The sequence below is a fragment of the Promicromonospora sp. NPDC050880 genome, from assembly GCF_044456525.1.
Taxonomy (GTDB): Bacteria; Actinomycetota; Actinomycetes; order Actinomycetales; family Cellulomonadaceae; genus Promicromonospora.
Genome location: NZ_JBITFV010000020.1, coordinates 33,707 through 47,188 on the forward strand (window position 1 = coordinate 33,707; position 13,482 = coordinate 47,188).

Sequence of the window (13,482 nt, forward strand, 5' to 3'; positions counted from 1 at the left end):
CCTGGCCCCGGCTCGGCCTGGCTCAGGCTCGCTCAGTCCTGCTGCGGGGGCACCGGGTGCGCGGCCAGGGCCGACGCGACCGCGTGGAGGTTGTGCGCCATGAGCCGCCCCGTGCTGTGGGACCACTCGTGGCCGTGCTCGGTGTCGGGATAGTCGGGACCGGGCCCGGGACCCTGGTTCCAGTAGGTCCAGGACTGGCCGGGAACGGTGTACCCGATGTCGCCCAGCGCCCCGCTGATCTCGGAGATCACGTGGTGCGCGCCGTCCTCGTTGCCGGTCACCACCACGCCCGCGACCCGGTTGTACGCCACGGGGGTGCCCGCCGGGGAGGTCTCGGAGAGCATCGCGTCCATGCGTTCCAGCATGCGCTGGGCCACGGACGACGGCCGGCCGAGCCAGGTGGGCGTCACGACGACGAGGATCTGCGCGTCGAGCAGACGGTCGTGGACGGACGGCCAGTCGTCGCCGTCCCCGAGGTCGGTCACCACCCCGGGCGGGACGTTCAGGTCGGCCAGCCGGAGCTGGTCCACGGCCACGCCGTGCTCCTGCAGGGCCGACACCACGACGGCGGCCAGCGCCTCCGTGTTCGACGGTGCGGGGGAGGACTTCAGGGTGCAGCTCAGGAACAGGGCCTTCATGGGGCACCTCGCCAGGACGTCGCGTCGGCCGCTTCTGGACCTCTGCCAACGTAGCCCGGGGTGTGCCCGTTCACACCCGGTACGCCGGCCCGGGTGCCCGGCGGCTCAGCCCACGGCGTCCGACGTGGGCTCCGGGCGGACGACGACGTCGGCCGTGCCGGGAGGTACGGGTGCGGCGAGGAAGTCCGTGATGTCCTCCGCGCGGGGCGCCTCGGCCCACGACGGGTCGGACAGCCAGTCGACCAGCCACGTGGCCAGTTCCCGCACGGGCACGTTGAGCTGGTTGGAGGCCGTGCGCAGACGGTCGAACGCCTCGTCGTCGGTGATGCCGAAGGCGACCATGATGGCGCCCTTGGCCTGCTCGATGGAGGCCCGGTGCTCGGCGGCCGCCCGGATCGAGGCGGTCGCCTCGCGCTGGGCGTCCTCGCGGCTGGCCTCCGTGACGTCGATGAAGTAGCCGTACAGCTCCGTCACCGCGCCCGACGTCGGGTCACGCCGGGCCTGGCCCGTCACCGCGAGGGTGCGGCTGGCGCCGTGGGCGTCGACGATGCGGTGCACGGAGCTGAAGGGGCGGCCCGTGGCCGCCGCCGCCCGCAGCACGTGGTCCACCCGGTCCCGGTCGTCGGGGTGCTTGTGGGAGAGGATCAGCTCGGTGGTCGGCACGATCTCGCCGGGGCTGAAGCCGTGCATCACGAAGACCTCGTCCGACCAGGACCAGCGCCCGCTGGCCACGTCGAGCCGGTACCGGCCGACCGGGGCGTGATGACCCGGTGCGAGCGCCGCCTCGAGGGCCTGCTCCGTGGGTCGCGAACCGTTCACGTCTCGTCCCGTCGTTCGTGCTGGGTGGGCCGGCGTGCCGTACCGGTGCCCGGGTGGGCGGGGTTGCCGGACGTCACCCCTTCACTCTGCACCGAGAACCGGAGAAAGGCGAGAGGCGGGCGCGAGGAAGCGTTCCCGGGTCCGCCGCTGCGAGTGAACCGGCTCGGGTGCACGGTGGATCGTGTGGTCGAGACCAGGCTGCCGGGTCCGGCGAGAGGACGACCGATGGGCAGCCAAGGCGTGCGCGAGAACCCCCGGGAACACGTGACGAGAGCCGTCGTCACCGGCGGTGCCGGGTTCGTGGGCAGCAGGCTCTGCGAGGTGCTGCTGGACTCCGGCGCGGAGGTGGTGTGCCTGGACAGCCTGCTGACGGGACGGACCGAGAACCTCGCGGCCGTACGGACGCACGAGCGGTTCCGGTTCGAGCAGTGCGACATCGCCGAGGGCCTCTCCTCCCGCGGCGTCCGGGCCGCGGTGCGGCCCGGGGTGGACCTGGTGCTGCACCTGGCGTCCCCCGCCTCGCCCGTCGACTACCTCGAGCACCCGCTCGAGACGCTGGACGCCGGGTCCCGGGGCACGCGTGCCGCCCTCGACCTGGCCCAGGACCAGGGCGCGCGCTTCGTGCTCGCCTCGACGTCCGAGGTGTACGGCGACCCGCAGGTCCATCCGCAGGACGAGGGGTACTGGGGTAACGTGAGCAGCGTGGGGCCGCGCAGCGTGTACGACGAGTCCAAGCGGTTCGGCGAGGCGCTCACGGCGGGTTACCGGCGTGCCCTCGGCACCGACACCGGCATCGTGCGGATCTTCAACACCTACGGGCCCCGCATGCGCGAGCGCGACGGCCGGGTGGTGCCCACGTTCATCCGGCAGGCGCTGGCCGGCGAACCGCTGACGGTCGCCGGGGACGGCAGCCAGACCAGGTCGCTGTGCTACGTCGACGACCTCGTGGCCGCGCTGCTGGCGTTCGCGCGCAGCGGCCACCCGGGCTCGATGAACCTCGGCAACCCGCACGAGCTGTCGGTCCGCCGGATCGCCGACGACGTGCTCGCCGCCACCGGGTCGGCGTCGCGCATCGAGCACGTCGAGCGGCCGACGGACGACCCGGGCATGCGCTGCCCCGACATCGGCCTGGCGCGGGCGGAGCTGGGCTGGGAGCCGCAGGTCAGCTGGCAGGACGGGCTGGCACGGACGGTGGAGTGGTTCCGCTCCCGTTCGCGCGACGCGGCCTGAGCGCCGCCTCGCACCCGGCGACGACGTCGGCGGCCGTCACGCGGGCGAGCGCCGGGTCGAGGCGGTCGGCGTTCGCGTCGCGCGGCGCGGTGCCGGGCTCGTCGAGCCAGAGGACGACGTGCCGGTCCCGGTCGATCAGCGGCCCCCAGAGGGCCGGCGGCGTGGGGCCGAACAGCGTCACGGACGGCGTGCCGTACGCCGTGGCCAGGTGGGCCACACCGGTGTCGGTGCTGACCAGCAGGTGTGCCGTGGCGACCAGGTCCGCCAGGGCGGGCAGCGCGAGACCCCCGGAGAGGTCGCGGACCGGTGCGTCCGCCGCGGCCGCCACGCGCCGGCAGAGCAGCCGCTCCTGCGGCGAGCCGGTCAGCACGACGTCGTGCCCGCGCGCGGCGAGCGCGGCGACGACCTCGGCCCAGCGCGCCGCCGGCCAGCGCCGGGCCCCGGCGGCCGCGCCCGGGTGCACCACCACGGGGGCGCCGCGCCCGCCCGGCAGGTGACGCTGCGGGTGGGGCCGGCGCAGGCGCAGGTCGTCCGGACCGCAGGACCCGCCGACGCTCCGGACCAGCCGGCACCAGCGCAGCACCTCGTGCTCGTCGTCGTCCCAGTCGGGGCCGATGTGCCCAGCCTCGGCGTTGTCGAACGCGATGAGCGCGTCCGGCCGCGTCGCCTGCAGGACGCGGTGGCTCTCCGGCCCGCGGCCGTGCAGGTCGACGGCGAGGCAGCCGGGCGCGTCCTGGGCACCGCCCGGCCCGGCCCACGGCCAGGGCAGCCGAGCCAGGCCGTGGGTCGGCAGCACCGCGTCGATCACGCCGAGGCCGCTCAGCCAGTCGCCGATGCCCTGACCGGTCGCGAGCACCACCCGGTGTCCCGGCCAGGCCCGCCGTACCCCGCGGAGCGCGGCCACGCCGGTCAGGGCGTCGCCCAGCCCGAGCGCGCGCAGCACCAGGACGGTCATGCCGTGCTCCCGGTGACCGGTCCGCTCACGGCCAGGACGCCTCACCCGACGCCATGACGAGCATCTCCCGGATCTCGCTCCCGGGCGGCTGGGTGAGGGCGGTGAGGGCGGCTCCGGCCGTGGCCGCGGGGTCGTTCAGGTCGGCGTCCGGACCGGGCTTGTACTGCTCGGTCCGGCCGTCGAAGAACGGTGTGCGCATGCCGCCCGGGATCAGGCAGGTCACCCCGACCCGGCCCGCGTACTCGGCCGCCAGCGCCTGGCTGAACCCGCGGATGCCCCACTTCGACGCGCAGTAGGCCGTCGCGTCGCCGGCACCCCGCAGCGCGAGGGTGGAGGCCACGGTGACGACCGTGCCGTGCCGTTCCTCCAGGTACGGCAGGGTGGCCCGGACCACCGCCACGGTACCCAGGAGGTTGACGCGGATCACGCGCTCCCAGTCGCCGGGATCGATCTCCAGCAGGGGTCCGCACGCGTCGATCCCGGCGGCGGTCACCACGGCGTCGGGCGGGCCGACCTGGTCGACCAGTGCGTCGACGGCGCGCTGCGCGGCCCCCGGGTCGGCGAGGTCGGCCGCGGCGTACGGTACGTCGGCCCGGGGTTCGGCCACGTCGAGGACGGCGGGCGTGCCGCCCGCGGCGGCCACCGCGTCGACCAGGGCCGCGCCGAGACCGGACGAGCCGCCCGTGACGAGCACGGTGCCGACGGACCGGGGCGCGAGCGGGGCCGTGGCAGGGGCAGGCGCGGACCCGGTGGTGGGGCGGGTGGCAGGGCTGGTGCTGGTTCTGGTGCCGGTGCTGGTGGTGGTGGGCACGGTCATGATGACCTCCTCATGGTCGGTGGGATGGTGGCGTTCGCGGGGTCGCTCGCCCGGACCTGGCTGACGAGCCCCGTGGTCGAGCGGCCGTCGAGCCGGGGCAGGGTCACGACCTGCCCGCCGTAGGCGTGCACGACGGCCGCCTCGGGCAGGCCCGACCGGGTGTAGTCGCCGCCCTTGGCCCAGATGTCGGGCCGCAGGTCGGCCACCGCGGCCGAGGGCTCGTCGTCGTCCAGCACGACGACGTGGTCGACGCACTCCAGGCCCTCCAGGACGCGCCTGCGGTCGGCCAGGGGTACGACCGGCCGCTCGGGGCCCTTGAGGCGGCGCACGGAGCGGTCGGAGTTGAGCAGCACGACGAGGTGGTCGCCCAGCCGCCGGGCGGCCGTCAGCATGCTGACGTGGCCCGCGTGGAGCAGGTCGAAGCAGCCGCTGGTCGCGACGAGCACGCCGCCCGTCGCGCGCAGCCGGGCCCCCAGCTCCGCACGTGTCACCGGGCGGTCCGGTTCGGCGACGACGGCGCGGGGGCCGGCGTCGCGCGCCCGGCGGAAACCGTCCGCGCCCCCGGAGGCGACCCAGGCGCTCGCCGCGGCGACGGCCTCGCGGACGGCGTCCGCCGGGGTGTCGCCGCGGGCGAGCCGGTCCACAGCCGTGGCGGCGAAGCGGTCGCCGGCGCCGCAGGGGTCCGCGCCGCGCACGGGCCGGGCGGGCAGGTGCCGGACCACGGCGGGTGCCCCGTCGTCGTCGCCGTCCGGCCGGGTGACGACGAAGGCGCCCCGTTCGCCGGCGGTGACGCCGACGGACCGCGCGGCCCAGGCCCGGCGCAGCGCGTCGGCCACGGCGGGCACGTGCCCGTCCTGGCCCGCCGGGGGGTCCGGGAGGTTGCCGGCGGCGCGCTCGGCCTCGGCCGCGTTGGGGGTGACCAGCGCCGCCGCGGGCACGGGCGGCCCGCCCCGGGGGTGCGGGTCCCAGACGAGCGGGACCCGGCCGGCCGTCTCGGCGAGCAGCTCCCGCAGGAGCGGGTCGCGCGTGACGCCGCCGCCGTAGTCCGCCACGAGCACGGCGTCACAGCGGGCGAGGGCCTCCCGCACCGGTTCCGCCGTCTCGGGCGTGACCCCCGCCGGCGTGCCGGGCCCGCCCTCGTCCACGCGGACCAGGCTCTGCCCGGAGCTGCGCACCCGCGTCTTGCGGCGCGTCGGGCCCTCGTGCCCCAGGGGGACGAGCGTGACGTCCGCGAGCTGGCGGCGCAGCTCCTCGCCGTCCGCGTCGTCGGCCAGCGGGGCGACCAGCACCACGTCGGCGCGCGGGGCGCACAGCAGCGCCGCGAGGCCCGCACCGCCGGGGCTCTGCCGCACCTGCGCCACGTCCACGACGGGCACCGGGGCGTCGGGCGCGAGCCGCGTGACGGTGCCGTCCACGTCCCGGTCGAGCAGCACGTCACCGACCACGACGACGAGGGGCCGGGCCGGCACAGCGTCCGGCACTGCGTCCGGCACTGCGTCCGGCACGGTATGCGGCACGGGCGTGAGCCGTGCGGGCGGGACGGCACCTGCGGCGGGGCCCGGGCGGCTCATGCGCGCACCTCCGCTGCCCTGGCCGGGCGCCTGCGGGCCGCCTGCTCACGCCGGGCCACCTCGGCGTCGAGCGCCGCGCAGACGGCGTGCACCACGACCAGGTGGGCCTCCTGGACGGCCGCACCGGAGACGGACGGGACGGCGAGCATGTCGTCGCACAGCGCGGCGAGCGGGTTGGGCGCCTGTCCCGTCAGGGCCCAGGTACTGAGCCCGAGCTCGCGGGCCCGGCGCGCGGCGACCAGCACGTTGGCGCTCGCGCCCGACGTGGACAGGCACAGCAGCACGTCGCCGGGGCGGCCGTGTGCGGCGACCTGGCGGGCGAACATCTCGTCCTGGCCGTAGTCGTTGACGATCGCGCTGAGGCTGGAGGTCTCCGCGTGCAGCGCGATGGCGGCGAGCGGCACGCGCTCGCCCTCGAACCTCCCCACGAGCTCCGCGGTCAGGTGCTGGGCCTCGGCGGCGCTGCCGCCGTTGCCCGCCACGAGGAGACGGTGGCCGGACAGGAGCCGTCCGGCGAGGTCCACCCCCCACCGCTCGATCTGGTGGTGCACCGCGGTCAGGTGGTCGAGGCCGGCCAGCAGGTCGGCGCGGTGCTGCCGCAGCCAGCCCTGCCCGCTGTGGTCGTCGGGGGACCAGCCTGCCGGGTTGCCGGGTCGTTCGCTCATCGGATGCCTCCCGTGGGGGTCAGGGACGTGCGGGCCGCGGCCCGTCGCGCGCCGTCCCGGGCGCGGACGGGCGGGAACTCGGCGACCTCGGCGTAGGCGTCGGCCGTCTGCCGGGCCACGGAGACCCAGCCGTACCGGCGCTCGGCGCGCACGCGCGCGGCCGCGCCGAGGCGGTGCCGGAACCGGTGGTCGGTGAGGCGGGCCAGCGCGTCGGCCACCGCCTCGGGGTCGCGCGGCGGCACCAGGAGCCCGGTGCGCTCGTGCACCACGGTGTCGAGCATGCCGCCCACCGCGGAGGCGACGACCGGACGCCCGCACGCCGCCGCCTCCAGCGGCACGATCCCGAACGGCTCGTACCAGGGCGTGCAGGCCACGACGTCGACGTCGCGCAGGAGGCCGGGCACCTCCTCGTGCGCCACGGCACCGAGGAACCGCACCCGGTCGCCCACCCCGGCCCGCGCGGCGAGGTCGCGCAGGCGGCGCACCTCGGGGTCACGGTCGATCTCGTCGGCCGGCGGGCCGCCCGCGACGAGCAGCTCGACCGGGGCGGGCCCCCGTCCGGCGAGCACGGCGAGCGCCTCGACGAGGGTCGCGACGCCCTTGCGCTCCACGAGCCGGCCGACGGAGAGCACCCGCAGGGGCGAACCCTCGCCGGGCCGCCGGGGACCGTTCGGTCCCGGCGTGAACACCCCGAGGTCGACGCCGCAGGGGACCACGCGGACGCGGTCGTCCGTGCCGCCCATCTCGTGCAGCTCCCGCACCTCGTCCCGGCAGGTCGCGACCACCAGGTCCACGTCCCGGCACAGGGCCGTCTCCAGGCCGATGCGGGCGGCGGGACTGGTGTCGGCCGCGCCCTGGTAGCGCCGCTTGACGGTGCCGAGGGCGTGGAACGTCTGGACCACGGGGATCTCCGGCACTCCGGGGTGGGCGGACCAGCGGGTGGCGCGCAGCGCGGCGAGCCCCGACATCCAGAAGTGGGCGTGCAGCACGTCGGGCCGGCTCTCCGGGTCGGTGAAGCGAGCCGCGAGGTCGTCCCCGAAGGGGTCCATCCAGGGCAGCAGCTCGTCCTTCGGCAACGGCTCGGCCGGCCCGGCGTCGACGTGCACCACGTCCACGCCGTCCGCGAACGGCACGCGCCCGGGCAGGGCCGGGTCGTCGCGGCGCGTGTAGACGTCGACGTGGTGGCCGTCCGCCGCGAGCCGTGCGGCCAGGGCGGCGACGTGGACGTTCTGCCCGCCCGCGTCGGCCTCGCCCAGCGTGGCGAGGGGGCTGGCGTGCTCGGAGATCATGGCGATCTTCATGCGGACACCTCCTGGTTCAGCAGCGTGGTCCACCGGTCGAGGAAGACGTCGAGGGAGTAGTGGGTCAGGACGTGCTCGCGGGCCGCCTTGCCGTACGTGGCCGCCTCCGCGGGGTCGGCCAGCCACCGGCGGGCCACCGCGACGAGCTCGTCCGGGTCGGCGCTGAGCACGCCGGCCTGCGGCGGTACCGCGGCGTAGGCCGCGGTGACGGGCAGGGCCAGGACGGGCAGGCCCAGGGCCATGGCCTCCAGCAGCGCGAGGCCGAGGCTGGTCCACCGGTAGGGGTGCAGGTAGAGGCGGGCGCCGGCGAGCCGGTCGTGCAGCTCCGCCTGCGGCAGGTCCGCCAGCCGCCCGGCCGCCGCGGCCGCCGTCGGGCCCCGGGCGGTCAGGTGCTCCGCGAGGAGCGGTGTGCCCATGCCGTACACCTCGGCCGGGACCTGGCTCGCGACGTGCAGCAGCACGTCGGTGCCGGCGGCCCGCCACCGGCGCACGGGCTCGTTCACGACGGCGGCCACGTGCTCCCGCTCGCCGGTGTACCGGGGCCCGGGGTCGGGTACGCCGTGGTCGATCACCGTGGTGCGGGCCTGCCCGGTGTCCCACATCAGGGCGTTGAACCCGGTCACGTGCACCAGGGGGAGACGGCCGCGGGCCACGACGTCGACGTCGGCCAGGGGATGCCGGGTGGCCGCGGCGGGGCCGCCGGGGGCGTCGTGCTCCAGGTACACGGCGGGCACGTCGTACCCGGCGCGGCGGCCGGTCCACTCCCGCAGGAGCCGGGCCTCGTGGGGCCGCTGGAGCAGCACCACGTCGACGCCGCCGGCGTCGAAGGCGCGGCGCAGCTCCTCGGGGCCCACCTCGCGGACAGCGGGCGGCCAGTCCCAGGTGCGGGCCCGGCCGCGGCCGTCGGCGGGACGTCCGGGCAGCACGGGCACCAGGTACTCGTGCCCGCCCTGGACGAAGGCGGTGGTCCACGACCCGTGCACGTGCCAGAGCAGGATCCTCATGAGCGCCACCGCCCTGCGCCGGCCGTGGCCGGGGCGGGCCGCCGGGCCAGCCGGGCCACGGCCTGGGACACCTGCCCCGGCGTGACCGAGGAGAGGCAGGGGTGGCCCGGGACCGGGCACGTCCGGGCCCGGGTGGCGCGGCAGTCCGCGCCCTGGTCGCCGAGCACGAGCCGGGGCACGCCGTAGGGCAGCCACCGCTCGGCCGGGACCACCGGGGCGAAGAGGCTGGCCACCGGGGTACCGACGGCCGCCGCCAGGTGCGCGGGCCCGGTGTTGCCCACCACGGCGCACACGGCCGTGTCCAGGACGGCGGCGAGCTCGGCGAGGCTGGTGCGCCCGCCCAGGTCGGTGGCGTGGCCGTCCGCGACGTACGCGGTGAGCCCCCGCTCGGCCGCGGACCCGGTGACGAGCACGTCCCATCCGTCGTCGCTGAGCTGCCGCGCGATGGCCCGGGCCTGCTCCGGCAGCGGGGCCCGTGCCGGCACGGACGCGCCCGGGTGCAGCACGACGGCGTTCCACGCCGGCGTGCCGTCCTGGCCCGGCGGTCGTGCGGCCGCGGGGACCGGCGGCAGCGGGCGGCGCACGGCGAGGAGCCCGTCGTCGTCCGCGGGCAGCGCGGCCCCCGCGCGGGCGGCGAGGTCCAGCGCCGCCTCGACCTCGTGCAGCCCCGGGCCGCGCCGGTGCCGCACGTCCAGCAGCGATCCGGGGTAGTCCTCGCTGGTGGCCACGACCCGGCGGACACCCGCGAGCCGGGCCAGCAGCGCCATCGGCAGCGGTGACTGGTGGAAGGACGTGAAGATCACCGCGAGCCGGTAGCGGCGCGCCACGAGCCGGGCCACCAGGTCGAGCACCGCCTCGGCGGACACGGGCGGGGGCGCGGTGCCCGACCACGGCGCCTCGAAGCGGAGCGTCTCGGTGACGCCGGGCAGCAGGGCGGCGGCCTGGGCGCCCGCGCCGGAGACCAGCAGGTCCACCTGCTCGTGGGTCGCGGCCAGCGCGCGGACGGCGGGGCCGGTCAGGAGCACGTCGCCGTCGCTGTCGAGCCGCACGGCCAGCACGCGGTCCGGGGGTGCGTGCACGGTGGTCGTCACAGCAGCGTCACCACCTCGTCGAGCGTGGCGGCCACCGCCGGCGCCCGGGTCAGCTCCTCGCCGCGGGTCACCTCGGTGGGCACCAGGACGCCGCGCGCGCCGGCGGCGACCGCCGCGCCCACGTCGCTGCCGATGTCGCCCACCACCACGCACTCCGCCGGCAGCACGCCCAGGTCGGCGGCCGCCCGGAGCACCAGGCCGGGCTCCGGCTTGCGGCACGTGCACCCCTCCTCGGGGGTGTGCGGGCAGCGCTGCCAGGTGTCGAACCGGCCCAGCAGCCGGCGCACCCGCCGGTCCACGGCGTCCACCTGCGCGGTGGTCACCAGCCCGCGGCCGATGCCGGACTGGTTGGACACCACGCCGACGAACACGCCGTCGCCCCGGAGCTCGTCCAGCACACGCCGCGCACCGGGCAGCGGCTCGACGGCGTCCGGGTCCGGGTTGTAGGGCACGTCACGGACCAGGGTGCCGTCCCGGTCGAACAGCACGGCCCGGACCGGCAGCGGCCAGGCCGGGACGGAGCGCCCCAGGCCCTGCCGCCACCGCCACGCCCCGCGCACCCGGTGCGCGACGGCGGCGAACGGGATCAGCGCGCTCGTCACGAGCATCCGGGCCAGCTCGGCGCCGTGCCCCTCGTCGCCGGGCCGGGGGCCCGGCGCGATCCGCTCGGCGGAGACCTTCGCGGTCAGCCCCGCCCAGACGGCGCCCGCGAGGACGGCGACGGCGCGGGTCGTCTGCGGGTCCCGTCCGCCGAGCGCGGCCGCGGTCACGCCGGCACCGAGCGCCGTCAGCCCGGCGGTGACCGTGGCGGCGTGCCAGGGCAGGCGGCCCGGACCCGCCTCGGTCCGGGCGCGCCAGGAGCGGCCGTACAGGGCCCGCAGCAGGGCGTCGTCGGCGTTGCCCGCCTGGGCGCGCACGCTCGCGAGGTGCCCGGCGGGCCGCACCGGGTGGTCGACGGACCGCACGCCCCGCGCGAGCCGCCAGCCCGCGGTCCGCAGGCGCAGGGCCAGGTCGGCGTCCTCGCGGTAGGCACGCCGGAAGCGTTCGTCGAACCCGTGCACCTCCTGCAGGGCGGCCCGGCGGACGGCCATGTCGGCCGTGGCCCAGCGTGCCCGCTCCAGGCCGGCGGTGTTGCGCTCCAGGTCGGTCGGGGGCCGGTGGCCCGGCAGGGGTACGTGGATGCGTCCCTGCACGCCGGCGACGTCCGGGTCGGCGGCCGCCAGGTCCTGCGCCAGCGCGTCGGCCCAGAGCGGGGGCACCACGACGTCGTCGTCCAGGAAGGCGACCCACTCCGTGCGCGCGGTGCGCCAGCCGACGTTGCGGGCGGCCGCCGGGCCGCGCCCGCCGCTGCGCAGCACGCGCACGCCGGGCACCGGGTCGGGGCCGAGGTCGAGCGGCGGGTTGGTCCCGTGGGCCGGGAACGGGCGGTCGTCGACCACCAGCACCTCCAGCGGGGCCGGGCCCACCGCGGCCGTGGCGCGGACGGAGGAGAGCAGGGCACCGAGCTGCGGGCGGCCCACGGTCGGGACCACGATCGAGTACGACGGCCTCATCGCGCACCTCCGGCGGGGGCGAAGGCGTCGGCGCGCCGGACCAGGTGCGGCCCCAGCACCAGCACGTCCACCGGCGTGGAGCCGAACAGCTCCAGCACGTCGCGCGGGCTGTCGACCATGGGCCGGCCCGCGGTGTTGAGGCTCGTGTTGACCACGACCGGCAGGCCCGTGCGGTCGCGGAACGCGCGGAGGGTCGCCTGCAGCCGCGGCTGCGAGTCGTCGACGGTCTGGACGCGGGCCGTGCCGTCCACGTGGACGGCCGCCGGGATCCGGTCGCGCCACCCGGGGGCGACCTCGTGCACGAACAGCATGTACGGGCTCGGGACCGGGCCGCCCGAGAAGATCTCGGGGGCGTCCTCCAGCAGCACCATCGGTGCCACCGGGCGGAACTGCTCGCGGCCCTTGACGTCGTTGAGCCGCTCCGTGTTGGCCCGGTGACCCGGGTGCGCCAGCAGCGACCGCTGGCCCAGCGCTCGCGGCCCGAACTCCGAGCGGCCGTCGAACCAGGCCACCATGGCGTCGTCGGCCAGCGCGGCCGCCACCTGCCCGGGCAGGTCGGGCGGCGTGGTGAACGGCACCCGCGCCGTGCGCAGCGCCCGGGCCAGCTCGTCGTCCGACCAGGACCGCCCGAGCGCGGCCGACGTCATGGGCCGGGGCACCACGCCCGCCTCCGCCGTGAGCTGCAGGGCGGCGCCCAGGGCGGTGCCCGCGTCACCGGCGGCGGGCTGCACCCACACGTGCTCGAACGGCGTCTCGCGCCACAGCCGCGAGTTGGCCACGCAGTTCAGCGCGGTGCCGCCCGCGAGCGTCAGCGCGTCGTCGCCCGTGTGCGCGTGCAGTGCCGTGGCCAGCTCGACGAGCAGCTCCTCCAGGCGCGCCTGGACCGACGCCGCGAGGTCGGCCCGGTCGCGCGCGGGCCCGCCGGCACCCGGTTCGTCGGCAGCCCCCGGCACCGCCGGCTCCGCCCATCGCGACCAGTCGGGCGCCTCGGCCTCGAAGCCGCCGTCCGGCGTGGTGCGCAACAGCTCCCGCAGCTCCGGGAGGAACCGCGGCCGGCCGTAGGACGCGAACGCCATCACCTTGTACTCGTCGCTCGACCGCAGGAACCCGAGGTGCTCGGTCAGCGACTCGTACACGAGGCCGAGGGAGTGGGGCAGGTCCTGGCTCGCCAGCGTCTCCAGCTTGCCGTCCGCGTACCGCCCCGCCAGGAACGACGACCGTTCGCCGCGACCGTCGAGCGACATCACGCTGCACGCCTCGAAGGGCGAGGCCAGCGCCGCCGACGCGGCGTGCGCCACCTCGTGCGGCACGAACCGCACGGCGTCCGGGCTCAGCCCGGGCAGCGCCGTCGCGAGGAACCACGGCGCCCGCTCGGCGTACCGCAACCGCAGCCAGTCCCACGGGTCGGGCAGGCCCATCTCCTCGGACGGCCTGGCCAGCGCCGGGTCGAACGAGTAGGCCACGGCGTCCAGGTCGCCGGGCTCCAGCCCGCCCACCTCCAGGCACCACCGCGCGGCCTGCTCCGGCAGCTCCCAGGCCGCGAACGGGACCGGGCGCTTGCCGTGCTTGCGCCGGGTGAAGCGTTCCTCCTCGGCCGCCGCGAGGATCTGACCGTCCACCACGAGCGCCGCCGAGGGGTCGTGGAAGAGAGCGTTCACTCCGAGAACTCGCACAGGTGACCTCCACCGAAGGGTCGTCACCGGGCTTCTTCCGGTTCCACCACCGTCGAGCGCCCCGGAACCACTCGCATCTCGAACCGCTTCCCGCCACGTCCGTGCCGGATCCTGTGCCGAGATCCGTGCCGGATCCCGTGCTGATGCGGGTGACCGCGCCCGGGG

The 13,482-nt window shown here is 77.1% G+C and carries 12 protein-coding genes; 1 reads left to right on the forward strand and 11 read right to left on the reverse strand.

Annotation, left to right across the window (positions count from 1 at the left end; all coding sequences use genetic code 11):
• Positions 1 to 32: 32 nt before the first annotated feature.
• Both ACIBBF_RS22775 and ACIBBF_RS22780 read right to left on the reverse strand, forming a co-directional pair.
• Positions 33 to 638: a flavodoxin family protein gene (locus ACIBBF_RS22775; protein WP_397417934.1), complete on the reverse strand. Its 606-nt coding sequence runs from the start codon at positions 636 to 638 to the stop codon at positions 33 to 35.
• Positions 639 to 743: 105 nt separating this feature from the next.
• Positions 744 to 1,457 carry a PAS and ANTAR domain-containing protein gene (locus ACIBBF_RS22780; RefSeq protein ID WP_397417936.1) on the reverse strand — a complete coding sequence of 238 codons (714 nt, stop codon included), beginning with the start codon at positions 1,455 to 1,457 and terminating at the stop codon, positions 744 to 746.
• Between the two features lie 225 nt (positions 1,458 to 1,682).
• Here ACIBBF_RS22780 and ACIBBF_RS22785 point away from each other — a divergent pair, with 225 nt between their 5' ends.
• The gene (locus tag ACIBBF_RS22785; protein WP_397417938.1) at positions 1,683 to 2,687 is read left to right on the forward strand and encodes an NAD-dependent epimerase/dehydratase family protein; all 1,005 of its coding nucleotides are present in this window, start codon (positions 1,683 to 1,685) and stop codon (positions 2,685 to 2,687) included.
• Here ACIBBF_RS22785 and ACIBBF_RS22790 read toward each other — a convergent pair.
• The 9 genes from ACIBBF_RS22790 to ACIBBF_RS22830 are packed head-to-tail and all read right to left on the reverse strand — an operon-like array spanning position 2,620 to position 13,317.
• The gene (locus tag ACIBBF_RS22790) at positions 2,620 to 3,642 is read right to left on the reverse strand and encodes a glycosyltransferase family 9 protein (protein WP_397417940.1); all 1,023 of its coding nucleotides are present in this window, start codon (positions 3,640 to 3,642) and stop codon (positions 2,620 to 2,622) included. The two genes, ACIBBF_RS22785 and ACIBBF_RS22790, sit on opposite strands and share 68 nt — an antisense overlap.
• Positions 3,643 to 3,667: 25 nt before the next feature.
• Complete coding sequence (locus ACIBBF_RS22795) at positions 3,668 to 4,459, reverse strand: SDR family oxidoreductase (protein ID WP_397417942.1); 792 nt, start codon at positions 4,457 to 4,459, stop codon at positions 3,668 to 3,670.
• Complete coding sequence (locus tag ACIBBF_RS22800) at positions 4,456 to 6,030, reverse strand: PfkB family carbohydrate kinase (protein ID WP_397417944.1); 1,575 nt, start codon at positions 6,028 to 6,030, stop codon at positions 4,456 to 4,458. Before ACIBBF_RS22800 ends, ACIBBF_RS22795 begins: the two co-directional genes overlap by 4 nt.
• On the reverse strand, positions 6,027 to 6,695 hold the full coding sequence (locus ACIBBF_RS22805) for an SIS domain-containing protein (protein WP_397417946.1): 669 nt from the start codon (positions 6,693 to 6,695) through the stop codon (positions 6,027 to 6,029). The genes ACIBBF_RS22800 and ACIBBF_RS22805 overlap by 4 nt, the downstream gene beginning before the upstream one ends.
• The gene (locus ACIBBF_RS22810) at positions 6,692 to 7,996 is read right to left on the reverse strand and encodes a glycosyltransferase (protein WP_397417949.1); all 1,305 of its coding nucleotides are present in this window, start codon (positions 7,994 to 7,996) and stop codon (positions 6,692 to 6,694) included. The genes ACIBBF_RS22805 and ACIBBF_RS22810 overlap by 4 nt, the downstream gene beginning before the upstream one ends.
• A complete protein-coding gene (locus tag ACIBBF_RS22815; RefSeq protein WP_397417951.1) occupies positions 7,993 to 9,000 on the reverse strand; it encodes a glycosyltransferase family 4 protein in 1,008 nt (335 codons plus the stop codon). Before ACIBBF_RS22815 ends, ACIBBF_RS22810 begins: the two co-directional genes overlap by 4 nt.
• Entirely contained in the window at positions 8,997 to 10,091 is a 1,095-nt protein-coding gene (locus ACIBBF_RS22820) for a glycosyltransferase family 9 protein (RefSeq protein ID WP_397417953.1), read from the reverse strand. The genes ACIBBF_RS22815 and ACIBBF_RS22820 overlap by 4 nt, the downstream gene beginning before the upstream one ends.
• A complete protein-coding gene (locus ACIBBF_RS22825; RefSeq protein WP_397417956.1) occupies positions 10,088 to 11,644 on the reverse strand; it encodes an HAD-IIIA family hydrolase in 1,557 nt (518 codons plus the stop codon). The genes ACIBBF_RS22820 and ACIBBF_RS22825 overlap by 4 nt, the downstream gene beginning before the upstream one ends.
• Positions 11,641 to 13,317, reverse strand: a complete 1,677-nt coding sequence (locus tag ACIBBF_RS22830) for a carbamoyltransferase (protein WP_397417958.1) — start codon at positions 13,315 to 13,317, stop codon at positions 11,641 to 11,643. Before ACIBBF_RS22830 ends, ACIBBF_RS22825 begins: the two co-directional genes overlap by 4 nt.
• Positions 13,318 to 13,482 lie beyond the last annotated feature (165 nt).

Coding starts and splice junctions, on each gene's coding strand:
- ACIBBF_RS22775 (WP_397417934.1), bottom strand. CDS start 638: ATGAAGGCCCTGTTCCTGAGCTGCACCCTGAAGTCCTCCCCCGCACCG.
- ACIBBF_RS22785 (WP_397417938.1), top strand. CDS start 1,683: ATGGGCAGCCAAGGCGTGCGCGAGAACCCCCGGGAACACGTGACGAGA.
- ACIBBF_RS22790 (WP_397417940.1), bottom strand. CDS start 3,642: ATGACCGTCCTGGTGCTGCGCGCGCTCGGGCTGGGCGACGCCCTGACC.
- ACIBBF_RS22795 (WP_397417942.1), bottom strand. CDS start 4,459: ATGACCGTGCCCACCACCACCAGCACCGGCACCAGAACCAGCACCAGC.
- ACIBBF_RS22800 (WP_397417944.1), bottom strand. CDS start 6,030: ATGAGCCGCCCGGGCCCCGCCGCAGGTGCCGTCCCGCCCGCACGGCTC.
- ACIBBF_RS22805 (WP_397417946.1), bottom strand. CDS start 6,695: ATGAGCGAACGACCCGGCAACCCGGCAGGCTGGTCCCCCGACGACCAC.
- ACIBBF_RS22810 (WP_397417949.1), bottom strand. CDS start 7,996: ATGAAGATCGCCATGATCTCCGAGCACGCCAGCCCCCTCGCCACGCTG.
- ACIBBF_RS22815 (WP_397417951.1), bottom strand. CDS start 9,000: ATGAGGATCCTGCTCTGGCACGTGCACGGGTCGTGGACCACCGCCTTC.
- ACIBBF_RS22825 (WP_397417956.1), bottom strand. CDS start 11,644: ATGAGGCCGTCGTACTCGATCGTGGTCCCGACCGTGGGCCGCCCGCAG.